The 22537-nt window shown below is 69.4% G+C and carries 21 protein-coding genes and 4 pseudogenes; 14 read left to right on the forward strand and 11 right to left on the reverse strand.

Going from position 1 to position 22537, the window contains the following annotated elements; genetic code table 11:
• Nucleotides 1-93: 93 nt before the first annotated feature.
• Complete coding sequence (locus J7I97_RS38250) at nt 94-813, forward strand: hypothetical protein (protein WP_251058619.1); 720 nt, start codon at nt 94-96, stop codon at nt 811-813.
• A gap of 251 nt (nt 814-1064) precedes the next feature.
• Here the strand turns inward: J7I97_RS38250 and J7I97_RS40190 are convergent.
• A pseudogene (locus J7I97_RS40190) lies at nt 1065-1421 on the reverse strand (transposase family protein); the annotation flags it as partial.
• Between the two features lie 118 nt (nt 1422-1539).
• Nucleotides 1540-1737 (reverse strand): hypothetical protein, encoded by a 198-nt coding sequence (locus tag J7I97_RS08945; RefSeq protein ID WP_214932555.1) that lies wholly within the window; start codon nt 1735-1737, stop codon nt 1540-1542.
• Between the two features lie 17 nt (nt 1738-1754).
• On the opposite strand from J7I97_RS08945, the gene J7I97_RS40195 reads away from it, so the two are divergent.
• Together J7I97_RS40195 and J7I97_RS08955 are read left to right on the forward strand one after the other, a co-directional pair.
• Nucleotides 1755-2057 carry a 1-acyl-sn-glycerol-3-phosphate acyltransferase gene (locus J7I97_RS40195; RefSeq protein ID WP_214932557.1) on the forward strand — a complete coding sequence of 101 codons (303 nt, stop codon included), beginning with the start codon at nt 1755-1757 and terminating at the stop codon, nt 2055-2057.
• Nucleotides 2058-2257: 200 nt separating this feature from the next.
• Nucleotides 2258-3355, forward strand: a complete 1098-nt coding sequence (locus J7I97_RS08955; RefSeq protein ID WP_251051587.1) for an ISAs1 family transposase — start codon at nt 2258-2260, stop codon at nt 3353-3355.
• Between the two features lie 107 nt (nt 3356-3462).
• Here the strand turns inward: J7I97_RS08955 and J7I97_RS08960 are convergent, their stop codons facing one another.
• On the reverse strand, nt 3463-4272 hold the full coding sequence (locus J7I97_RS08960; protein WP_214932559.1) for an SDR family oxidoreductase: 810 nt from the start codon (nt 4270-4272) through the stop codon (nt 3463-3465).
• Between the two features lie 192 nt (nt 4273-4464).
• Between J7I97_RS08960 and J7I97_RS08965 the strand changes: the two genes are divergently transcribed.
• From J7I97_RS08965 to J7I97_RS39850, 5 genes and pseudogenes are all read left to right on the forward strand, one after another.
• On the forward strand, nt 4465-5061 hold the full coding sequence (locus J7I97_RS08965) for a TetR/AcrR family transcriptional regulator (protein ID WP_214932561.1): 597 nt from the start codon (nt 4465-4467) through the stop codon (nt 5059-5061).
• Nucleotides 5062-5195: 134 nt separating this feature from the next.
• Nucleotides 5196-5387, forward strand: a pseudogene (locus J7I97_RS08970) (response regulator transcription factor); the annotation flags it as partial.
• 212 nt (nt 5388-5599) lie between these two features.
• The gene (locus J7I97_RS08975) at nt 5600-6712 is read left to right on the forward strand and encodes an FAD-dependent oxidoreductase (RefSeq protein ID WP_214932564.1); all 1113 of its coding nucleotides are present in this window, start codon (nt 5600-5602) and stop codon (nt 6710-6712) included.
• Nucleotides 6702-7946, forward strand: a complete 1245-nt coding sequence (locus tag J7I97_RS08980; protein ID WP_214932566.1) for a cytochrome P450 — start codon at nt 6702-6704, stop codon at nt 7944-7946. Before J7I97_RS08975 ends, J7I97_RS08980 begins: the two co-directional genes overlap by 11 nt.
• A complete protein-coding gene (locus J7I97_RS39850) occupies nt 7943-9541 on the forward strand; it encodes a GMC family oxidoreductase N-terminal domain-containing protein (protein ID WP_308369382.1) in 1599 nt (532 codons plus the stop codon). Before J7I97_RS08980 ends, J7I97_RS39850 begins: the two co-directional genes overlap by 4 nt.
• On the opposite strand, the gene J7I97_RS08990 is transcribed toward J7I97_RS39850, so the two are convergent.
• On the reverse strand, nt 9533-9841 hold the full coding sequence (locus J7I97_RS08990; RefSeq protein ID WP_214932568.1) for a helix-turn-helix transcriptional regulator: 309 nt from the start codon (nt 9839-9841) through the stop codon (nt 9533-9535). The two genes, J7I97_RS39850 and J7I97_RS08990, sit on opposite strands and share 9 nt — an antisense overlap.
• A gap of 130 nt (nt 9842-9971) precedes the next feature.
• Here J7I97_RS08990 and J7I97_RS38260 point away from each other — a divergent pair, with 130 nt between their 5' ends.
• Both J7I97_RS38260 and J7I97_RS38265 read left to right on the forward strand, forming a co-directional pair.
• Complete coding sequence (locus J7I97_RS38260; RefSeq protein WP_308369381.1) at nt 9972-10601, forward strand: MFS transporter; 630 nt, start codon at nt 9972-9974, stop codon at nt 10599-10601.
• A 14-nt stretch (nt 10602-10615) separates the two neighbouring features.
• Complete coding sequence (locus J7I97_RS38265) at nt 10616-11140, forward strand: MFS transporter (RefSeq protein ID WP_251058627.1); 525 nt, start codon at nt 10616-10618, stop codon at nt 11138-11140.
• A 349-nt stretch (nt 11141-11489) separates the two neighbouring features.
• Here J7I97_RS38265 and J7I97_RS09000 read toward each other — a convergent pair.
• From J7I97_RS09000 to J7I97_RS09005, 3 genes and pseudogenes are all read right to left on the reverse strand, one after another.
• A pseudogene (locus J7I97_RS09000) lies at nt 11490-12158 on the reverse strand (substrate-binding domain-containing protein); the annotation flags it as partial.
• Nucleotides 12106-12252, reverse strand: a complete 147-nt coding sequence (locus tag J7I97_RS38270) for a LacI family DNA-binding transcriptional regulator (RefSeq protein ID WP_251058629.1) — start codon at nt 12250-12252, stop codon at nt 12106-12108. The gene J7I97_RS38270 and the pseudogene J7I97_RS09000, both read right to left, overlap by 53 nt.
• A 711-nt stretch (nt 12253-12963) precedes the next feature.
• Entirely contained in the window at nt 12964-13398 is a 435-nt protein-coding gene (locus tag J7I97_RS09005; protein WP_214932570.1) for an ester cyclase, read from the reverse strand.
• 517 nt (nt 13399-13915) lie between these two features.
• On the opposite strand from J7I97_RS09005, the gene chvE reads away from it, so the two are divergent.
• The 3 genes from chvE to mmsB all read left to right on the forward strand — a co-directional run bounded on the left by chvE (nt 13916) and on the right by mmsB (nt 17946).
• On the forward strand, nt 13916-15025 hold the full coding sequence (gene chvE / locus J7I97_RS09010) for a multiple monosaccharide ABC transporter substrate-binding protein (protein WP_308369379.1): 1110 nt from the start codon (nt 13916-13918) through the stop codon (nt 15023-15025).
• Nucleotides 15026-15132: 107 nt separating this feature from the next.
• Nucleotides 15133-16680 carry a multiple monosaccharide ABC transporter ATP-binding protein gene (mmsA, locus tag J7I97_RS09015; protein ID WP_214932572.1) on the forward strand — a complete coding sequence of 516 codons (1548 nt, stop codon included), beginning with the start codon at nt 15133-15135 and terminating at the stop codon, nt 16678-16680.
• A 3-nt stretch (nt 16681-16683) separates the two neighbouring features.
• A complete protein-coding gene (mmsB, locus tag J7I97_RS09020) occupies nt 16684-17946 on the forward strand; it encodes a multiple monosaccharide ABC transporter permease (protein WP_214932574.1) in 1263 nt (420 codons plus the stop codon).
• A gap of 55 nt (nt 17947-18001) precedes the next feature.
• Here mmsB and J7I97_RS09025 read toward each other — a convergent pair whose 3' ends face one another.
• The gene (locus J7I97_RS09025; RefSeq protein WP_308369378.1) at nt 18002-18292 is read right to left on the reverse strand and encodes an AbfB domain-containing protein; all 291 of its coding nucleotides are present in this window, start codon (nt 18290-18292) and stop codon (nt 18002-18004) included.
• A gap of 46 nt (nt 18293-18338) precedes the next feature.
• On the opposite strand from J7I97_RS09025, the pseudogene J7I97_RS09030 reads away from it, so the two are divergent.
• Nucleotides 18339-19214: pseudogene (locus tag J7I97_RS09030) on the forward strand (IS200/IS605 family accessory protein TnpB-related protein); the annotation flags it as partial.
• Here the strand turns inward: J7I97_RS09030 and J7I97_RS09035 are convergent.
• The 3 genes from J7I97_RS09035 to J7I97_RS09045 form a co-directional block, all read right to left on the reverse strand.
• Nucleotides 19211-20122, reverse strand: a complete 912-nt coding sequence (locus tag J7I97_RS09035; RefSeq protein ID WP_308369377.1) for an aldose epimerase family protein — start codon at nt 20120-20122, stop codon at nt 19211-19213. The pseudogene J7I97_RS09030 and the gene J7I97_RS09035 overlap by 4 nt on opposite strands.
• Nucleotides 20123-20336: 214 nt before the next feature.
• Complete coding sequence (gene araA, locus J7I97_RS09040) at nt 20337-21848, reverse strand: L-arabinose isomerase (protein ID WP_214932578.1); 1512 nt, start codon at nt 21846-21848, stop codon at nt 20337-20339.
• Nucleotides 21849-21864: 16 nt separating this feature from the next.
• Nucleotides 21865-22536, reverse strand: coding sequence for an L-ribulose-5-phosphate 4-epimerase (locus J7I97_RS09045; protein ID WP_214932580.1), 672 nt, complete (start codon nt 22534-22536; stop codon nt 21865-21867).
• Between the last annotated feature and the right edge of the window lies 1 nt (nt 22537).

The following is a 22537-nucleotide window of genomic DNA, read 5'->3' on the forward strand; positions in this document are numbered from 1 at the left end:
ACATCGGAATGACTCGTCTAGGGATCAGTGGCGTGGTGCCCTGCGCTGCCTGGATTTTTGACAAGGAGGGCGGCTGTGAGAAAGGTGCAAAGGATGGACGGCGACGGCGGACCTGCCCCGACTCCCGAAGAGACCCAAGCCAGGATCGGTAAGCGCCTGGACGACGTGGCCAAGATCCTGGCTGGCGCCCTCGTAACTGTCGCCGGGGTCATGACCGCACTTGGGCTCAGTAGTGACATTGTGTTTGTCGCGCTCAACAACGATTCGTTGCCCATTTATGTGGCCTCGCTCTGTGCCATCCTGGCCATTGTGTGCAGCATCGTGGCTCTGCTCGTCCACCCCACACGGCGGGGCAATCTATGGGAGACCGCCGTACTAGTACTCGGGGTTGTCTTCTACATGGTGGCTTTGAGTGTGGCAGTTCTAGGCGCGGCCGATGCTGCTGGGGGTAATGGGCGACCCACGATCACCGACGTCAAAGTCGACGGCCCTCGGTCCAATCTGAAACTGAGTTTCAACGTAAAAGCCGACGGCGTCCAGAGCGATGCAACCATCGAGGTTTCTGTAACCGCCGTAAGGGCGGACCTGGCCACCCCCGTCCAAGACGGGGTCGACGACTACTCGAGTCAACTCAGGCCCAACGACAAGGGAGTGGTCGAGCAGCGGGTCAGCATGGCGATGTTACTCCCCTCACAAGCCGAGGGCATCAGCATTGAGGCCCTCAATGCGGGCGATGGGACCGAGGACCAGTGCCAGGAGCACAGTAAGCGCGGGCCGACGTGTACAAGGTTCCGGGTTTCGACAAACACATGAGTCCATCTACCTGCTGACAGTAGGACGGCGACGCAACGCATCGCGTCCAGGCAAAGGGGAACTTCGTCCGAATATGTAGATGGCCGAAAATGCGTTCCAGGGCTGATGAGTTCACACGGCAGTGGCGTGCTCGGGGTGTGATCTGTGGTGCGTGATGAGCCGCGCACGGCTTTGCCGTCGACGGCAAGACCGCGCAGGGTGTCGCCGGGTTCGTCAACGGGGTCGGTGGCGTATCGGCCGAGCCAGGCACCTACGGCGTCGTCCAAGGCGTCGCCGTCCAGGCGGGCCAGCAGCCGCCCGAGGGTGGTGGTGTTCGGGGTGGTGGAGGTAAGGCTCAGGCGTTCGCGCAGCTCAGAGCTGCCGTCAGCTGCGAAGCGGGCGATGGCGGTCACCGATCTGGCGCCGCCGAGGACAGCAACCAGGCACAGCGCGAGCAAAGAGCCGATCCGGTACCGGCGGCCGCGGACCCGGCGCGGATCGGGCACCGCGTCCAGCACCTGGGCCAGCGTCCGCAGGTCAGCAAGCGGGCATGGGAGGCCGACGTCCTCGCGGTGGCGTGCGAGCGCGTCGATCAGGGAAGATGGCACGCCAACGCGACCCCTGTTCATGATCTATGGCTTCGAGAACCTTGTTCATCAGGAGTCGCGTTCGTCATTTCCAGTTGGGCAAACCGACTAACTACTGCCATGTTCGGGTGAACCGCTCATCTCGCCAGCCGAGAATGCATCAGCCCTGCTCGACAAGCAGTTCGCTGATCACGTCGAGGACGGATTCCTGCGCGGAAGTGGTCACGGCACCTCTCATTTGCGGTATCACGGCCATTGCAGCATGGTGGCGCACGGCCGCCGGGTGCTCAAATAGGTACCACGGCAGGGTATTTACTCGAATCCCGTCTGAATTCGCCTTCTTGATGATTCGAAACATGAGAGCGAGGATCATTTATGTCGGAAAGCGTGACCGGTGTGATCCACGTGGCCGGCGTCGAGCTCAGGTTCGTGAAGGGGCTGCTCGGCGAGGCGGGTGAGACGGCCTGGGACCGGCTCCTCGACTGGCCCGTCGAGGACTACTTCCGGCTGGACGTCCTGGGGTTGGAGAACGTTCCGGCCGAATGGCCAGCGGTCATCGTCGCCAACCACTCGGGCGCCTGGGGGCTCGACGGCCTCGTCCTCCAAAAAGTCCTCACCCGCGGCCTCCACCGGCCGTTGTTCCTTCCCGCGGCCCCCCTGGTGTTCCGGCAGGGCTGATTCATAGTCTTGGCTGCTGGGAGAAGCAGCAGGTCACAGGGATGTGACGAACTTTCACTACGACAGTTCCGCACGCAACGAAGCTCCGATGATCAAGGGGACCTCCAAGTCGCCCGATCATCGGAGCTTCGATGTGCCGTCAGTCTGCCACCGTCTGTCTGATCAAGTCGCCCTCGCGTGAACATCGTGAACTTCCCGGCATGGCAGCCCGGCTGGCCGTCCTGCCCGATCCGCGTGAGCGGCGGGGACGGCGTCATACCCTGGCCTCGGTGTTACTGACCGCCGCGTGTGCGGTCCTGGCCGGCGCCCGCTCCTATCTCGCTATCGGGCAGTGGGCCAGCCACGCACCCCAGGACACCCTCTCCCGCCTGGGGTTTCACGCACGGGGTCCCCTTGGCGTGCGCCGTGCGGCCTCGCCCTCGACCGTGCGCCGGGTGCTGGTCCTGGTGTGTCCCGGCGGCCTCGCCGACCTCCTCGGACACGGCCCGGCCGGCACGGAGTCGGTCGCGGTGGACGGCAAGAGTGCCCGCGGCTCACGCACCGATACCGCCCCGGCGGCCCACCTCCTGTCCGCCGTCACGGCCGCCGGCCTCACCATCAGCCAACTCCGAGTACCGGACAAGACCAACGAAATCACCGCGTTCACCGCCCTGCTGGCCCCGTTCGACCTGACCGGCACGGTGATAACCGCCGACGCCCTCCACACTCAGCGCGAGCACGCGAGATGGCTGGTGGAGGAGAAGAACGCCCACTACCTGATGGTGGTCAAGGGCAACCAGCCGACTCTCCACGCGGCCGTCAGAGCCCTGCCGTGGAAGGCGGTGACCGCCCGCCGATACGACCGCGAGCACGGGCACGGCCGCCGCGAAACCCGCTCGATACGCGCACTCACCGTCACTGGACTCGGCCTGGACTTCCCGTACCTGGTCCAGGCAGTGAAGATCCACCGGCACCGCACCGATCTGAAGACCGGCAAGGTCACCCGGCAGACCATCCACGCCATCACCGACATGACGTCGTCAGAGGCATCGCCTCAGCTCATCAGCCGTATCGCCAGGGCACAATGGGGCATCGAGGCCGTCCACCACGTCAGAGACACGACGTTCGCCGAGGACGCCTCCAAGATCCGGACCGGACACGGACCGGAGAACATGGCCACGCTACGGAACCTCGCGATCAACACCCTCCGCGACGCCGGCCACCACGGCATCGCCGCAGGACTCCGAGAGGTCTCCTACGCACCCTTCACCCACCCGCTCGACCTGCTCGGACTGCCCCTTACCTGCAACGGGACATGATTAACCGGACTATGAATTAGCCCTGACTGCGGCGTACGGGATGTCCCATCCCATCCCATCGCCCCGTCGCAGAAACCTGGCGGCGACGCCGTCCGGTCGGTGATGCGTTACGCCGCCGTCCGCTGCGGGGTCTTGTGCGCGTCCCGGACTCCGCGCGAGAGACGCTCGGCGATCGCCGCGACCAGCGTGCGCGGCCGACGGGGCGCCAGGTGGGCGTTCACCGCATTGCTCAGGCCCGGTGTGATGTAGGCCCGGTCGGCGTCGAGGGCGCGCAGGGCGGACCGGACCACCGGCTCGGGCAGGCTGAACGCCCCGGTCACGGCGGCCTTCCGGGTCCCGATGACGTCGAAGAAACCGGTCTCAACCGGCCCCGGGCAGAGCGCGAGCACGCGGATGCCGCGCCGTCGGTACTCCTGGCGGAGCGCGAGGCTGAAGTTGAGCACGAAGGTCTTGGAGGCTCCGTAGACGGCGAAGTACGGCGTCGGCTGGAAGGCGGCGGTGGACGCCACATTGATCACCGAGCCCCTGCCGCGCGCGAGCATGCCGGGCAGCAGTTCATGGGTGAGGTCGACGAGCGAGACGATGTTGACCATCAGCTGGTCGTGGTCGCGCTGCCCGTCGATGTCCTCGAACCGGCCGCAGGTGCCGAATCCGGCGTTGTTGACCAGCATGTCCACGGTCAGGCCGCGGTCGGCCAGCTCGGCGCCGATGTGGTGGGCGGCGTTCGGCTCGGCCAGGTCCTGGACCAGGACGTGGGCGTTCACCCCGTGGGCCTCGCCGAGCCGGTCGGCGAGGGCGGCCAGGCGGTCGGCGGAGCGGGCGACCAGGACGAGGTCGTGGCCACGCGCGGCGAGCTGCGCGGCGAATTCCGCACCGATGCCGGAGGACGCGCCGGTGATCAGAGCAGTGGTGTGCACAGTGGTGCTCCTTTTCTCGTGCTCTCGTGGAGACGCGGGACGGGCAGCCTGGATCAGACCGAACCGACGCCCCATCATCTGTGACATCAGAGTAGCTGATACTCCGCAATCTGCAACATCGCTGTGTCATTTACTGAAGGACTCGCGCCCTCGCTGTAACGTCTCCGTGTACGACAGGGCTGGAGGTATGACATGAGCAAGACGGTGGGCCGCCCGTTGCGGGCCGACGCCGAACGAAGCGTCCGCGCGATCCTGGCGGCCGCGGAGCGCGTCCTGGCCGAGAATCCGGCCGCGTCCATGGAGCAGGTTGCGGAGGCGGCCGGAGTCACCCGGACCACCGTCCACCGGCGGTTCGCCAACCGGCAGGCTCTGGTCGACGCCCTGGCCGTCGAGGCGGCATCGAAACTCGCGGAGGCCATCGAGGACGGACACCCCGAGACCGCGCCTCCGCTGGTCGCACTGCACCGCGCCACCGCCAACGTGCTGCGGATCAAGGGGGCCTGGGGCTTCGCCCTCGGGCCGGCCGTGGCCCAGAGCGAGCAGGCCGCGCGCACGCACGAGGAGATCGCGCACCGCTGCGCCGAACTGCTCGGCCGGATCCAGGCCGACGGCGTGATCGCCCCGGACGCCGACCTGGAATGGGTGCGCCGCGTCTTCTACGCCCTCATCGGCGAGGCTCTGCACGGAGGGGAAGCCGCCACCGACGGCGATCGCGAACCCGACCCCGACGCGCTCGCGACCAGCATCGTCAACACCCTCCTCTACGGCGTTGGTCCGCGCCCTTCCTGACCGTCCGGGCGGGGAAAGTGCCCGGCCAAGGCCCTCCACCGTTGTGCCGGTTGTCGCAACGAGTGCTTCTGCTGGCGCTTTCGCCAACCATGGCGCTCAGCAGAACAGCGATGACGATGCACGGCGGCCCTTTCACCGAACGCGAGTACTCCGTGCTGGGCCTCATGGCCGAGGAACTGTCCAACCAGGCCATCGGCCGCCGCCTCTTCCTCAGCGACAGCGCCATCGGCAAGTACACCACCTCCATGTTCGGCAAGCTCGGCATCACCGACGACGACACCAACCGCCGCGTCCGCGCCGTCCTCACCTACCTGAACCGGCCCTAGTACTCCAGCAGCATTTCGTGGCTTGACCTGGGGAAACGTCGAGCGGTGGGAGTGTAGCGGGCAGGGTTGCATCACGGACGGATTCTGCCCGCTGGCCCCTCGAAGGAGTGCCCGCGGCGACGGTAGTGGCAGTGACGGGCCACCGCTTGGCGGCGACGACGCCAGAGTGACCAGTTCAGTGCATGGGTGCGGGCACGGGGGTGTCGGGGTGTGTGAGCTGCGCCCTCCACACTCAGCGCGAGCACGCGAGATGGCTGGTGGAGGAGAAGAACGCCCACTACCTGATGGTGGTCAAGGGCAACCAGCCGACTCTCCACGCGGCCGTCAGAGCCCTGCCGTGGAAGGCGGTGACCGCCCGCCGATACGACCGCGAGCACGGGCACGGCCGCCGCGAAACCCGCTCGATACGCGCACTCACCGTCACTGGACTCGGCCTGGACTTCCCGTACCTGGTCCAGGCAGTGAAGATCCACCGGCACCGCACCGATCTGAAGACCGGCAAGGTCACCCGGCAGACCATCCACTTTTCCGGAGGGTCGGCCCGAGGAGCGCTGACGCAGATGGCCCAGTGGTGGGCCCTCTCCGACTGGAACTACCAGAAGTTCGCCGGCGTGTACTCCTACCGCCTCGTCCAGGGCACGGCCGGCCTCATCCGGGCGATGCTCGCCGACGCCGGCGCGGACCTGGTCCTCAACTCGCCCGTCGCCTCCGTCACGGACACGGGCGACCGGGTGCGGGTGACCACGCGCGGCGGCGCCACCCACCAGGCGGCCAAGGTCGTCGTGGCCGTCCCGGTCAACGTCTGGAAGGACATCGCCTTCTCGCCCGTCCTGCCCGAGCAGTACCGCGGCGCCTCCGCCGCGACCATCGGCGCGCCCACGGCCAAGAAGGTCTGGCTGCACATACGCGGCGACCACGGCCTGGCCTACGCCCGCGGCGAAGAGGGGACACCCCTCTCGACCATCGTGCCCTCCCACGCCCTGGGCGAGGGGTACCTCGCGTACGGCTTCAGCATCGACCCGGGACTCGACGTGTCGAACCGGCAGCAGCTCCAGGCCGCCGTGCAGCGGTTCGACCCGAGCGCCCAGGTCCTGGCCGCCAAGGGTCACGACTGGGGCAACGACCCGTACGCCCGGGGTGGTTGGACCTTCAAACAGCCTGGCCAGCTCACCCGGACCCTGCGCGCCATCCAGCGCCCCGTGGGCCGACTGGCCTTCGCCAGCAGTGACATCGCCAGCGGCTGGAGCGGCTGGGTCGACGGAGCGATCGAATCAGGGCTGCGCGCCGCAGCGCAGGTAATGGGGGAGTGCCCCGATGACCATTGATACGAATACGTGCCCGTTCCATGTCGACGGCACCGGCAGCGACATCCAGGGCGAAGGCCGGCGACTTCGCGAGCGGGGTCCGGTGGTCCGGGCGGAGCTGCCCGGGGGAGTGGCCGCCTGGATGGTGACCGACCACGCCCTGTCCACCCAGCTGCTCATCGACGACCGGGTCTCCAGGGACGCCAACCTGCACTGGCCGGCCTGGGAGAAGGGCGAGGGCGAGCTCGCCGCGACCTGGCCGCTGGCCCAGTGGGTGTCCGAGCGCAACATGCTCAACTCCTACGGAGCCGACCACACCCGGCTGCGCAGGCTCGTCGCCAAGGCCTTCACCGCGCGCCGCACCGCCGTCCTGCGGCCACGTATCGAAGCGATCGTGACCGAGCTCCTGGACCGTGTCGCAGCGACCTCGCAGGGCGAAGCGGTGGACATCCGCGCCGGGTTCGCCTACCCACTGGCCATCCGTGTGATCGGTGAGCTGCTCGGCATCCCCGACCGGATGCGCGACGATCTGTTCCGCATGGTCGGGGACATGTTCCTCACCTCCGCCTCCCTGGAGGACGTGCTCGCCAACGAGCGAGCGCTGTACGCGCTGATCGGCGAGCTGGTCGCACACAAGCGCGAGACGCCCGGTGACGACCTGGTGAGCGCTCTGATCACGGCGCGGGACGGCGAGGAGTCGGCGGGACTCAGCGAGCTCGAGCTGGTCGACACCATCCTGCTGATGATCGGAGCCGGCCACGAGACGACGGTCAACCTGATCGACCACGCCATCCACTGTCTGCTGACTCACCCGGACCAGCTGCGCCTCGTCAGGGAGGGCCGGGCGGCGTGGGAGGACGTGATCGAGGAGACGCTGCGGTACGAGGCGCCGATCGCCAATCTGCCCATGCGCTTCGCCGTCGAGGACATCGAGCTGGAGGGCCTGACGATCGCCAAGGGCGATGCGCTGGTCATCTCCTACACGGCTGCCGGCCGGGACCCCGCCGTCCACGGCGAGTCCTCGGACACTTTCGACATCACCCGCTCCACGCGCCGCGAGCACATCTCCTTCGGCCACGGAGCCCACCGCTGCATCGGTGCCCCGCTGGCCAACCTGGAGGTCACGCTCGCCCTGCCCGCGGTCTTCGCGCGCTTCCCGGACATGAGCCTGGCGGCCCCGGTCCGGCCGATGGAGTCGTTCGTCTCCAACGGGCACCGTGAGCTGCGCGTTCTGCTGAACCAGGAGCGGACGTGACCGGGATCCAGGAGTTCGACCATGTGATCGTGGGCGCGGGTTCGGCGGGCTCCGTGCTCGCCGCCCGGCTGTCCGAGGATCCCGCGGTGCGCGTCGCGCTCGTGGAGGCCGGCGGGCCCGACACCGACCCGGACTTCCGGATCCCCATGGGCTCCATGGCGCTGCTGGGTTCGTCCCACGACTGGGGCTACCGGACGACGGCCCAGCCCGGCCTGGACGACAGACGGATCGACTGGCCGCGCGGCAAGGTGCTCGGCGGATCGTCCTCGACGAACTTCCAGATGTGGATACCCGGCCACCGCCTCGACTACGACGAGTGGGGCCGCGCGGCAGGCCCCCAGTGGTCGTGGGACGCCGTACGGCCGTACTTCCGCAAGGCCGAGCGCTGGACCGGCCCGCCCGAGGACGGGACGACGTACGGCGACGCCGGCCCGCTTCGGATCTCACCGCCACGGGACCCCGACCCCACGACCGCCCACTTCCTGCGGGCGTGCGAGGAGCTGGGGCTGAAACCGGTGCCGGGCGGCCTCGGCGGACCCGACCACACCGGCAGCGCCGTCACCCCGCTGAACCAGTGGCGCGGCGCGCGGTGGAGCACGGCCGACGGCTATCTGCGTCCTGCGGCGAACCGGCCCAACCTGACCGTCTTCACCGGGAAACAGGTCCACCGTGTGCTTCTGGAGGGCGGACGGGCGACCGGCGTGGAGTTCGCCGACGGGCGGTTGACGGCGCTGCGCGAGGTCATCCTGTGCGCGGGCGCCGTCAACTCCCCTCAGCTGCTGATGCTCTCCGGCATCGGGGACGCGCAGGCGCTGCGCGAAGTGGGCATCGAGCCGCGGATCCACCTGCCCGGGGTGGGCCGGAACCTGCAGGACCACATCGCTCTCGACATCGTGATGAAGGCGGTCGAACCGGTCCGTCTGGCGCACGCGGACACGCCCGCGGCCCGCCGGCGGTACGAGGAGGAGCGGCTCGGTCCGCTCACTTCCAACGTTGCCGAAGCCGTCGCGTTCTTCCGGGCCGACGGCGGGCCGGGCGCCCCCGACCTCGAACTGATCTGGGCGCCCGTCGCCTTCACCGAGGACGAGCCCTCGGGGGCCGACGGCCTCACCGCCGCGGTGGTCCTGCTCCAGCCGGAGAGCCGGGGCCGCCTCACGCTCACCGACGCCGATCCCACCAGCCCGCCCCGGATCGACCCGCGGTACCTGTCGGCCGGGGCCGACGTACGCAGGCTGATGGCCGGAGCTCGTTTCGCCGAACGGATCTTCGGCACCGAGGCGCTGAGGCCTCTGGTGAGCGGTCCGTGGGCTCCTTGGGCGCGGGGATTGAGCGACAGTGCGCTGGCGGCGCTCGTGCGGGCCCAGGCCAGTACGCTGTTCCACCCCGTCGGGACCTGCCGGATGGGGGGCGGGGAAGACGACCTGGCCGTGGTCGATGCCCATCTGCGGGTGCGCGGAGTCGACGCGCTGAGGGTAGTGGACGCCTCCGTACTGCCGAACGTCCCGCGCGGTCACACCCACGCCCCCTGCGTCATGCTCGGCGAGCGCGCCGCAGACCTCATCCGGGACGGTCAACCAGCCGGTGGATCAAAGTAGTTGGGCCAGTACGGCGTCGAGCAGGCCGGGGAAACGGGCGTCGAGATCCTTGCGCCGCAGGCTGACGTATCGGGTCCGGCCCTCCATCTCGGTCCAGGTCACCCCCGACTCGCGGAGTACCCGGTAGTGGTGGGACATCGTCGTCCTGTGGAGGTCGATGCTCTCACCCACGCCGGAGCAGCTGTCCCTGCCCTTCTCGGCCAGCTGGGCGACGATCTGCAGGCGTACCGGGTCCGCGAGGGCGTGAAAGACCTCGACGAGCTTGATCTCCGCGGCCGCCGGCTGGGTTACCTCGCGCATCGCCGGCCTGTCTGTGACGTCATGGCCCCACGGTAGCCCACAGTTGGATACGTGGACAACCATCCACCTGTTTGCTACTTTGCCACTCTCGAGGCCATCCCCTCACCCTCAGCAGCGGAAAGAGCGCATCGTGTACAAGCGGTTATTCCCTCTGGCGCTCGCGACGTTCGCCGTCGGCACCGACGGGTTCGTCATCGCCGGACTCCTCCCCTCCATCGCCGACGATCTCCAAGTCAGCGTCCCCCAGGCGGGACAGCTGGTCACCGCCTTCGCGCTGACCCTCTCCATCGCCGCTCCCGTCCTCGGCTGGGCCACCAGCTCCATGGACCGCCGCAAGGCGCTGATGATCGCCCTCGTCGTCTTCGCCATCGGCAACGTCGCCACGGCGCTCGGCACCACCTACGCCACCGTCATGACGGCCCGCATCATCACCGCGGCCGGCGCCGGCATCATCACCTCCACCTCATCGAGCGCCGCAGCCGTGGTCAGCCCGCCCGAACAGCGCGGCCGGGCACTGGCCTTCGTACTGGGCGGACTGACGCTGTCGAGCGCGGTGGGCCTTCCCCTCGGCACCCTCATCGGCAGCAGCGACTGGCACGTGACCCTGTGGGCCGTCGCCGGGCTGGGCGTCGTGGCGGCTCTCGGCGTCGCCTTCGCCCTGCCGAAGATCACGCTCCCGTCCACGACGTTCCGCGCCCGGCTCGAACCGCTCAAGGAGCGCTGGGTGCTCGGCACCCTGACCGTCACCATGCTGTCCTGACCGGCGCGTACCTCCTGTACACGTACGTCGGAGCCGCTCTCGAGGAGACCACCGGCGGCTCGGAGACCACGCTCACCTGGGTGCTGTTCGTGTACGGGATCGGGGTGCTGGGCGGCAACCTGCTGGCCGGCCGTCTGTCCGACCGCTACCCGGCGCAGCGGCTCCTGCTGGGCAGCCTCCTGGTCTTCACCGTCGTTCTGCTGCTCGCCCGCCCGGCCATCGAGAACCTCGCCACCACCTTCGTCTGGGCGGCGGTGTGGGGTGTGCTCGTGGGCGTACCGACCGTCCTCCAGCAGCACCGTCTCGTCGCCCACGCACCCGCCGCGACGCCCGTACTGCTCGGGCTCAACTCCTCCGCCATCTACCTGGGCATCGCCCTGGGCGGAGCACTCGGCGGGCTCTTCCAGAAGTGGATCTCCCCGGTGTGGCTGGGGATTCCGGCCGCCGGCATCACCTTGCTGGCATTCCTCCTGACGCTCGTGAGCGTGCAGAGCCGCAAGACCGCGGCCGTGGCGGAACCGAGCCTCGCCACCAAGTGACCGGGCCCCAGGGCGAGCCGGGCCGGCCGGTCAACGGCCCGAGCGCGTGCTCCGGCCTTGCATGCCCCAGTACGACGTCATGAGCACGACGTCATATTTCGCACCCGACGAACCCCTTGTCGGCTGGACACGAGGACACACCTTGACCGAGTTCACGATGACCATCGACGGCGTGGCCGTCGCGGGAGCGGGACCGGCCAGGGCAGCCCGGCGCAACTGGGCTGGGCCGCGCTGCTGCTGCCCGCCCTGGCCGTCGAGGCGTGGCTGAGCCGACTGGCGCACCACCGTGTCGACGCCGCGAGGATGCGCCCGCTCGTCCTGGTCTTCGCCCTCGTCTCCGGCATGGTGCTCATCGTGATGCCGTAACACGCAGGGACGAGGCCCGCACGATGACGCGGGGCTCGGGCGCCGCCGTCGCCGGCGTGCCCGCGACGGCGGTGTCCTCGTCGCGCAGGCGGGCGAGGAGCAGTTCCACCGCGTCGGTGGCTGCCCGGTCCAGCTGGAGGTCGACCGCCGTGAGCGGCGGTTCGCAGGTACGGGCCCGCGGCCCGTCGTACCGGGTGACCACCATCACGTCGTCCGGGACCCGCCGGCCGCTGTCCCGGATCGCGCGGACGGCGCCCACTGCGAAGGCCTCCACGAGCGCGCAGACGGCGTCGATCTCGGGATGGTCGGCCAGCAGTGCCGCGCAGCGGTCGTAGCCGGCCTGTTCGCCGCCTTCCTCCGCAGCGGTGGCGACGAGGGGAGCCCAGCCCCGCTCGGCGGCGGCGCGTTCGTACGCGGCGCGGGCGTCGACGGTGGAGTGGCGGGTGCCGGCGCCGATGACGAGCGCCGGGTGGCGGGCCCCCTGTTCGCGCAGGTGCTCCAGGAGCAGCTCGGCGACCAGGCCGCCGCGCAGGTCGACGTACGGGGCGTCCGTACCCGTCGCCACCTCGCGGCCGAGTGCGACGTAAGGCAGGTCCCGCTCACGCAGCTGCGCGACCGCCGCGTCGTCCTCGCCGGGCTCGACGACGATCGCGAAGGGCGTGGGACACGGTCGTCCGCGACACCGAGGCGGCCTGGGCGACGTCGGAGATCGTCGGCGGCCGCCTGCGGGAACCGGAACTGGACATCGGCAGGACGCTCCTCGCTCGCTCGCGCGCACCCCGACGGTGACGGGTGACAGTGACATCTTCGCCGACTCACCCCCGCTCCTCCAGCCCCGCCCGCGCGGCCGGCCTCCTCCGGAGCCGCCGCATGCCGATCCAGGGTGTCCAGGGTGCTCGGGGCGTCCGGGATGCAGCCGGCGAGGTGGCCCGGAAACCGCTCCGCGGCCCGGGGGACCGAATCGGCGCGCGCGGGTGAGAACGGGGACCGACGGCGGGACGTGTAGGGGGCGGCATGCCGGTGTTGCTCGTACGGGGAACGGCCGCGCGGCTGTCCGGCCTACCTCGGGGGCGGTGGGCTTCGGCGCGGCGGCGCCGGCTCTGGCATCGGTGTGGACCAGCGAGCTGGGCACCACCGGCATCGGAGCCGCCGTGACCACGCTGTCCGGGCCGGTCGCCGAGCAGCTGCGGCCGCATCGCGGTACGGCCGGAAGCCGGGCCGTGACCGGGACCGCGGCGGGTGAACTGCTGGAGCACGGCCACCGCCGTCTCCGCCTCTCCCGCGAGCTGCCGGCCGCGCTCACGCCGGCGGAGCCAGGGCCAGGCCACGTCATCCCCGACGGGGTGAGGGTGGTGTCCGCCAGGATCGCGCGGACAGGGTCGATGGGACGATCGCCCGGGGCGTTCGCCTCGGTCTGTTCCCGGGGCGCCGGGCCGGCCGGCCCGGTCGCGGCCGGGCTACTGCGGGGCGGCGTCGGGCGGTGGGATGACACCGAGCTGCTGGAGCAACCCGAGATCGTCCTTGTTCGACCACTTCTCCACGAGCCTGCCGTTCTCGATGCGGTGAACGACCGTCGCCGTCATCGTGAGGGAATTGCCGGTGGCGCGGATGCCGGGCAGGTCACCCTCGTGGACGCCACGGGCCGTCAGACGCGTGACGACCTTGTCGCCTTCCGCGATCTGCTCCTCGATCTCGTGCGTTCCGGGTGTGGCCTCCCAGAACATGCGGAACGTCTGCTTGAGGCGCTCGCGGCCGACAGCGGATACAGGAAGCGGCGGGGGCGAGTGGTCCTCGTAGTCCTCGGCGACGAGGTCGTCCATGGCATCCAGGTTGCCCTTGTCGATCTCCTCGTAGAAGCGCCGGACCAGCCGCTTGTTCTCCTCTGTGGACATGGGACCCCTGATCGGTTCGCAGCGTTCCGCCAGAACCGGCGCCGACCGAAAGCTTGCCGACCGACCGGCTCGGACCCTGTCCGCCGCGCACGAATCGCAGCGCAGGTTCGCCCACAAGCACCCGTATTACCCCCGGGGGCAGGGACGGCGGCCTGAACGGCTCGGGAATGCCTTACGCACCGGACGCTCCGTTACAGCTCGCTGATTGTTAGCGTTAACAATTCATCCGTCAAGCCCACCGCCGCGCCCCCCGGCCACACCCGCGCCATACCCAAGGATGATCTCCACCGGACCCTTGACGCAGTTTCTGTGAGCGTTAACACTCATGTGACGTCAGCCCAGAGCGGCACCCACCCGGGCCTCCAGCGGGGTTCACTCGCCCCGCAGCCCGGTCGGCCGTATCGACCCCCGAGCGAACCGGCCCCCTCCCGCCCTGGGCCGGCGCTCGACCCCCGCTCGACCCGAACCGAGGCCCCTGCCGAGGTCGCGCCGATCGCGGCATACCCCTGGAGGAATAGTGCGGAAGGTTTTGACGGGCCTCGCTGCTGCGGGCCTCACATTGGCCCTGACGGCCTGCGGACAGAGCGCCAACGGCGTGGGCGACGGCGTGGGCGACGGCGCGGGCGGCGGTGCCGCCAAGGGCGGTCTCGTCGGTATCGCGATGCCCACCAAGTCGTCGGAGCGCTGGATCAACGACGGCGACAACATGGTCAAGCAGTTCCAGGCCAAGGGCTACAAGACCGACCTGCAGTACGGCGACAACGTCGTCGAGAACCAGGTCTCGCAGATCGAGAACATGATCACGAAGGGCGCCAAGCTGCTGGTGGTCGCCGCCATCGACGGCTCCTCGCTGACGAACGTCCTCCACAAGGCCGCCGACGCGAAGATCCCGGTGATCTCGTACGACCGCTTGATCCGTGGCACCGGGGACGTCGACTACTACGCGACCTTCGACAACTTCAAGGTCGGTGTCCTGCAGGGCACTTACATCGTCGACAAGCTGGGCCTCGCGAGCGGCAAGGGCCCGTTCAACGTCGAGCTGTTCGCCGGCTCGCCGGACGATAACAACGCCACCTTCTTCTTCCAGGGCGCGATGAGCGTGCTCCAGCCCTACGTCGACCAGCGGAAGCTGGTCGTCCAGAGCGGTCAGACCGGCTTCAACCAGGTCGCCACCCTGCGCTGGGACGGCGGTGTCGCCCAGTCCCGGATGGACAACCTGCTGAGCAAGTCGTACACCTCCGCCCGGGTCGACGCGGTCCTCTCCCCCTACGACGGCATCTCCATCGGCATCCTGTCCTCCCTCAAGGGTGTCGGCTACGGCGGCTCGGGCAAGGCCCTGCCGATCGTCACCGGCCAGGACGCCGAGCTGGCCTCGGTGAAGTCCATCATCACCGGCGAGCAGACGCAGACCGTCTACAAGGACACCCGTGAGCTGGCCAAGGTCGCGGTGCAGATGGGCGACGCCCTGCTCACCGGCGGCAAGCCCGAGGTCAACGACACCAAGCAGTACGAGAACGGGGTCAAGGTCGTCCCGGCCTACCTGCTGCAGCCGGTCAGCGTCGACAAGGAGAACTACCAGAAGGTGCTGGTCGACGGCGGGCAGTACACCGCCGACCAGCTCAAGTAGCCCTCGGGCCCGCACCCAGGGCCGCACCAGAGCCGGGCGCGTGCGGGCGGGGAGGCCGACCTGACAGGCCCCCGCCCGTACCGCCCCTGTCGAACGGATGCACCATCATGGCCGGACCCGTCCTCGAGATGCGTTCGATCAGCAAGTCCTTCCCCGGTGTCAAAGCGCTCTCCGACGTCAACCTGAGCGTCGCCCCCGGAGAGGTCCACGCCGTCTGCGGTGAGAACGGCGCCGGAAAGTCCACCCTGATGAAGGTGCTCAGCGGGGTCCACCCGCACGGCTCCTACGAGGGTGAGATCCTCTTCCAGGGCGAGCCCTGCGCCTTCAAGGACATCCGGGCCAGCGAACAACGCGGCATCGTGATCATCCACCAGGAGCTCGCCCTGGTGCCGTACCTCTCCATCGCCGAGAACATCTTCCTCGGCAACGAGCACGCCACCCGCGGCGTCATCAGCTGGAACAAGACGCTCACCCACGCCAAGTCGCTGCTGCGGCGGGTCGGCCTGGACGAGAGCCCGCACACGCGGGTCGCCGACATCGGCGTGGGCAAGCAGCAGCTGATCGAGATCGCCAAGGCGCTCGCCAAGGAGGTCAAGCTGCTGATCCTGGACGAGCCCACGGCCGCCCTGAACGGCGAGGACAGCCGCAAGCTGCTCGACCTCATCCTGGAGCTCAAGGCCCAGGGGATCTCCTGCATCCTCATCTCGCACAAGCTGGGCGAGATCGCCCAGGTCGCCGACTCCGTCACCATCCTGCGCGACGGCCGGACCATCGAGACCATCGCGGTCGACGCCCAGGGCATCTCCGAGGACCGGATCATCCGGGGCATGGTCGGCCGCGATCTGGAGCACCGCTACCCGGAGCGCACCCCCGAGGTGGGCGAGGTCGCCTTCGCCGTCGAGGAATGGACCGTCCACCATCCGATCGACCATCAGCGCAAGGTCGTCGACGGCGTGTCGCTGGAGGTGCGGCGCGGCGAGATCGTCGGTATCGCCGGCCTGATGGGGGCGGGCCGCACCGAGCTCGCGATGAGCGTCTTCGGCCGCTCGTACGGGCGCTATGCGGGGGGCCGGGTCCTGCTGGACGGCAAGGAGATCCGCACCCGCACCGTCCCGGAGGCGATCGGCCACGGCATCGCGTACGTCACCGAGGACCGCAAACACCTCGGACTGAACCTTATGGACGACATCAGCCGCAACATCTCGCTGAGCGCGCTCGGCAAGGTCGCACGGCGCGGCTGGGTCAACGAGCACGAGGAGACCCGAGTCGCCGAGTCCTTCCGCACGACCATGAACATCAAGGCGCCCTCGGTGTTCGCGGAGACCGGGAAACTCAGCGGAGGCAACCAGCAGAAGGTCGTCCTCAGCAAGTGGATCTTCTCCGAGCCCGACGTACTGATCCTCGACGAACCCACCCGGGGCATCGACATCGGCGCCAAGGCCGAGATCTACACGGTGATCGCCGAACTCGCGGCCGAGGGTAAGGCAGTTCTGATCATCTCCTCCGAACTCCCCGAGCTGCTCGGCATGTGCGACCGCATCTACACGATGACCGAGGGCCGGCTCACCGGTGAGGTTGACCGCGGGGACGCGACCCAGGAATCACTCATGCGCCTCATGACCGTGAGCGCTGCGACCGAGAACGAGCAGGTGTAAGGCATGGCCCAGACAGAGACCACGGACACCACGGACACTCCGGGCAGCACGGACCTCAAGACGGCCCTGCCCGCCAAGCCCGGAGGCCGTGGCGGCGTCGGCCCCCTGCTGGTGCGGGCGCTGCGCGGCAACATACGCCAGTACGGCATGCTGGTCGCGCTGGCGCTGATCGTCGCGGTGTTCCAGATATGGACCGACGGCATCCTGCTCCAGCCGCTCAACGTCACGAATCTGATCCAGCAGAACAGCTACATCCTGATCCTGGCCATCGGCATGATGATCGTGATCATCGCCGGGCACATCGACCTCTCCGTCGGCTCGCTGGCCGCCTTCGTCGGCGCCGCCGCGGCCGTGATGATGGTCAGGCACGACGTGCCGTGGCCGCTCGCGCTGGCCGCCGCCCTGCTGATCGGCGCGGCCGCCGGTGCCTGGCAGGGGTTCTGGATCGCGTACGTCGGCATCCCGTCCTTCATCGTCACGCTGGCCGGCATGCTGCTGTTCCGCGGCGGGACGCAGATCGTGTTGCAGGGCCAGTCGGTGGCGCCCTTCCCCAAGGGCTTCCAGGAGATCAGCAGCGGCTTCCTCCCGGAGGTCGGCCCGCGGACCGACTACCACAACCTCACCCTGCTGCTGGGGCTCGCCGTGCTCGTGGTGGCCGTCCTCCAGGAGGTCAGGGGCCGCCGGCAGGCCGCCCGCTACGGCCTGGAGCTGCTCCCGCTGGGCTTCTTCCTGGCCAAGCTGGGCGCCGTCGCCGCCGCGGTGCTGGTGTTCACCCTGCTGCTGGCGAGCTACCACGGCTTCCCGATCGTGCTGCTGATCCTGGGCGTGCTGCTGGTCGCCTTCGGCTACCTCATGCGCAACTCCGTCCTGGGCCGCCACACCTACGCGATCGGCGGCAACGAGGCCGCGGCGAAGCTGTCCGGCGTCAAGAGCAAGCGGGTCGTCTTCCTCGCCTTCGTCAACATGGGCGTGCTGGCCGCGCTGGCCGGCATGGTCTTCGCGGCGCGCCTCAACGCGGGCACGCCGCAGGCCGGCATCAACTTCGAACTGGAGGCGATCGCCGCCGCGTTCATCGGTGGCGCCTCGGCCTCCGGCGGCGTCGGCACCGTGCTCGGCGCCATCATCGGCGGCCTGGTGCTCGGCGTGCTCAACAACGGCATGTCGCTGGTCGGCATCGGCACCGACTACCAGCAGGTCATCAAGGGCCTGGTGCTGCTGGCCGCGGTCGGATTCGACGTCTACAACAAGCGCAAGGCCGGTTCCTGAGCCTGTTCCGCCCGGGTCCGGCCGCGCCCCGCGGGGGTGCGGCCGGACCCGGTTGTCACTGCTGGTGGAAGGTGGCGTCGCCCTTGGCCAGGGTCGTGCCGACGGGCTGTACGTCGAGCTGGAAGTCGTAGTGCAGAAGGTACTGGCCCGCCGTGCCGTACGACTCGTAGGAGACGCCCGCCGGGTCCGCGAGGCCGGCGCGCTGGTAGAAGCTGGCACTGTCCTTGAAGGCGGTCGTGCCGTCGTTCCTCTCGACCCAGACCGCGCCGTTCCTGCTGTGCAGGTAGTAGCCGGGGAAGTTGGCGGACTCCAGCGAGACGGTGCCGCTGCCGGACAGCCCGGGCACGGTGCGGAACTGCGAGTCCGCCAGGTTGGTGACGTCCGCCTCCAGCTTCCCCCATCGGGGCGCGGAGTGGGCCGACCGTGTGGAAGCCAACCGGGCCGTCGCCTACCGCATCCACTACGACACCGGTCGGGACCGCTGGTACCTGACCGCCTCCTGGCAATACCCGCCCACCCAGAGCATCCCGATCGAATCGGCCCTCGCGCACGGTGTGATCGGCGTCGACACCAACGCCGACCACCTCGCCGCCTGGCGCCTCGACCGGCACGGCAACCCGACCGGTGCACCGCGCCGCTTCCACTTCGACCTCACCGGCACCGCCGGCCACCGCGACGCCCAGGTCCGCCATGCCCTGACCGGGCTGCTGCACTGGGCCAAGACCTGCGGCGTCACAGCGATCGCGGTCGAAGACCTGGACTTCGCCGCGGAGAAGACCCGCGAGAAGCACGGCCGCAAGAAGCGCTTCCGGCAGCTGATCTCCGGCATCCCCACCGGGAAGCTGCGCGCTCGCCTGACCTCCATGGCCGACCAGACCTGCATCGCCATCATCGCCGTGGACCCGGCCTACACCTCCAAGTGGGGAGCCCAGCACTGGCAAAAGCACCTCACCAGCAAGAACCGTAAGACCACCCGTCACGATGCCGCGAGCATCGCGATCGGCAGGCGCGCCCAAGGGCACCCGATCAGGCGACGGACGGCACCGCCCCACGACGACCAGAGCGATCGTCGTGGGCATCGGACCGTCCAGGCCCGACCGGAAACCCTTGGACGTGAGGAACCCCGCCCCCACATCCCCGGACCGCGGACACGATCCGCCGGGACCGGATGCGGAGCGAACGCGGGGAACCAGTGTGCCCAAGACCGTCCGGGGCACGCGGCTGAGCACAGGTCCTGGCAACAGGACTCACTCCCGCTCAGTCCTTAGGAACGGTAAGCGGGGTGGTGCGGGGAGTCGGGGAAGTGCTGGGTCTCCAGCGCGATGCCGGCGAAGGCTCCGTAGGCTGCCCCGCCGGGGCCCGTCACCGAGCCGTCGAAGAGCTGCCCGGTGTAGATCTGCAGACCGGGCTCGGTGGTCAGGCACTCCAGCCGCCGCCCGCTCGCCGGGTGCCGCAGCACCGCCACCGGGCGGGGGCCCACGCCTGGGTGCGGGCGGAGCACCCAGTTGTGGTCGAAGCCGCCGCCGGCCAGTCGCAGCTGCGGGTGGCCGGCCGTGATCCGCTCGCCCACCTCGCGCGGCTCGGTGAGGTCGAACGGGGTGCCCTCGACCGGGAAGTGCGGGCCGTACGGGATCAGCTGGCCGTCCACGGGCGTGTACTGGTCCGCCCGGATCTGGAGTACGTGGTCGAGGATCGACCCGCTGCCCTCGCCGGCCAGGTTGAAGTAGGCGTGGTTGGTCAGGTTGACCACCGTGGGCGCGTCGGTGGTGGCCGCGTACGCGACGGTGAGCGATCCGGCGCCGTCCAGCAGGTAGGTCACGCTGAGGCTCAGTCCGCCGGGGAAGCCCTGGTCGCCGTCCGGGCTGTGCAGTGTGAGGCGGACGCCGACGCGGTCCGGCTCGCGTATCTCGGTGGCGTCCCAGACGCGCGCGTCGAAGCCTTCGGGGCCGCCGTGCAGGGTGTTGCCGTTCGCTTGGGTCAGGAGCCGGTGGACGGCTCCGTCGACGGGCAGTTCACCGCCCGCGATGCGGTTCGCGTAGCGCCCGATCGTGGCCCCGAAGTACTTCGCCTCGCCGAGCATGTCCGCCACGCCCGCCACGCCCAGCACGATGTCGGCGCGCTGCCCGTCCCGGTCCGGGGCGTACAGAGCCTGGAGCCGGGCACCGAGGCTGAGCACTCCGCCGTGACGGCGCGCTCGGCGCCGAAGACCCAGCGGTCGACGACTCGCCCGTCCGGGAGGGTCGCGTACGGCTCACGGCGGATCGTCAGCGATCCGCCGTCGAGGCGGGTGGGCGCGTCGGTCATGGCTTTGCGTCACTCCGATTCGGGGGACGGGGAGGGCGGCGCCTGCGGCGGCGACAGCCCGGACGCCGCCCGTCAAATGGATGGCGTCAGAAGCCCTGGGCCAGCCGGTGGTACGCCTGGTTCCAGCGGATCTCCTTGGTGAACTGACGGATCGTGGTGTCCGCGTCGATGACCAGCAGCTCGGTGGCGAGGATGTCGGCGAGGTCACCCAGCTCCTCGGACCCGATCGCGCTGGACAGCACGGTGTGGTGGGGCGCGCCGGCGGTCAGCCAGGCCTCGGTCGAGGTGCGCAGGTTCGGTCGCGGCTGCCAGACCGCCCGCGCGACGGGGAGGTTGGGCAGCGGCTCGACGGGCTCGACCACGTCGATCTCGTTGGCCACGAGGCGGAACCGGTCGCCCATGTCGGCGAGCCCGACGACGACCGCGGGACCGGTCCGGGCGTCGAAGACGAGGCGGACCGGGTCCTCGCGGCCGCCGATGCCCAACGGGTGGACCTCGCAGGACGGCACGTCCGATGCGATGGTCGGGCAGACCTCCAGCATGTGCGCGCCGAGGATCAACTCCCGCCCCGGCTCCAGGTGGTAGGTGTAGTCCTCCATGAAGGACGTGCCCCCCGGCAGCCCGGCGGACATCACCTTGAGCGTGCGCAGCAGGACGGAGGTCTTCCAGTCGCCCTCGCCGCCGAACCCGTAGCCGTCGGCCATCAGCCGCTGTACCGCCAGGCCGGGCAGCTGGCGAAGGCCGCCGAGGTCTTCGAAGTTGGTCGTGAAGGCGTTGAAGCCGCCGTCCGCCAGGAAGCCGCGCAGGCCGAGTTCGATCCGCGCGGCGTAGCGCAGTGAGTCGTGCCGGTCCCCGTCCGCGCGGAGCTCGGGCGCGAGGCGGTAGGTGTCCTCGTACTCCTTGACCAGTTCGGTCACGTCGGCGTCGGTGGCCGCGTCGACGGCCTCGACCAGGTCGTTGACGCCGTAGGTGTTGACCGAGACGCCGAAGCGGAGCTGGGCCTCGACCTTGTCGCCCTCGGTCACGGCGACGTCGCGCATGTTGTCGCCGAAGCGCGCCAGCCTGAGGCTCCGCAGCTCGGCGCGGCCGGCCGCGGCCCGGGCCCAGGAGGCGATCCGGGCGGCGACCGAGGGGTCGCTGACGTGTCCGGCGACGGTCTTGCGGGCGACGCCGATCCGGGACTGAATGTAGCCGAACTCGCGGTCCCCGTGGGCCGCTTGGTTCAGGTTCATGAAGTCCATGTCGATCGACGCCCATGGCAGTGCGACGTTGGCCTGGGTGTGCAGGTGGAGCAGCGGCTTGCGCAGTGCGTCCAGGCCCGCGATCCACATCTTCGCCGGGGAGAAGGTGTGCATCCAGGCGATCAGGCCGATGCAGGCGTCGTCGGCGTTGGCGTCGAGGCAGACCCGCCGGATCGCGCCGGCGTCGGTGAGTACGGGCTTCCAGACGATGTTCACCGGGATGTCGCAGTCGCCGAGTGCGTCGGCGATCCGGCGGGACTGCTCGGCGACCTGACGCAAGGTCTCTTCGCCGTACAGTCCCTGACTGCCTGTCAGGAACCAGACTTCGCGGCCCTCTAGTGCCTTCAGTGCCTTCATGGGGGCGTGTGTCTCCTTAGCGGGCAGCGGGCTGCTGGCCGTACACGTTCTGGTAGCGGTGGTTGAGGCGGTCGATGTCGTCCTGCGCTATCGGCAGGGGCTCGCCGAGCTGGCGGGAGATGTGGACGGTGCGGGCGACGTCCTCGCACATCACGGCGGCCTTGACGGCGGCCCTGGCGTCCTTGCCGATGGTGAAGACGCCGTGGCTCTTCATCAGGACGGCCGGCGAGCGGTGGCCCCGGAGGGTCTCGACGATGCCCCGGCCGATGGAGTCGTCGCCGATCAGGGCGAACGGGCCGACGGGGATCTCGGCGCCGAACTCGTCGGCCATGGCGGTCAGTACGCAGGGCACCGCCTCAGCGCGCGCGGCCCAGGCGCTCGCGTACGTCGAGTGGGTGTGGACCACTCCGCCGACCTCGGGCATGTGGCGGTAGACGTAGGCGTGCGCGGCGGTGTCCGAGGACGGGGACTGGTCGCCCTCGACGACCTTGCCGTCCAGGTCGCAAAGGATCATGTTCCCGGGCGTCAGCTCGTCGTACGAGACGCCGCTCGGCTTGATCACCAGCAGGTCCTCGCCGGGGACGCGGGCCGAGACGTTGCCGGCCGTCCAGACGACGAGGTCGTAGCGGACCAGCTCCTGGTGGAGGTCGCTGACCTGGCGGCGCAGCAGATCGATCGGTGAACTCATG

This window comes from Streptomyces sp. ISL-87 (genome assembly GCF_018614095.1).
Lineage (GTDB): Bacteria > Actinomycetota > Actinomycetes > Streptomycetales > Streptomycetaceae > Streptomyces.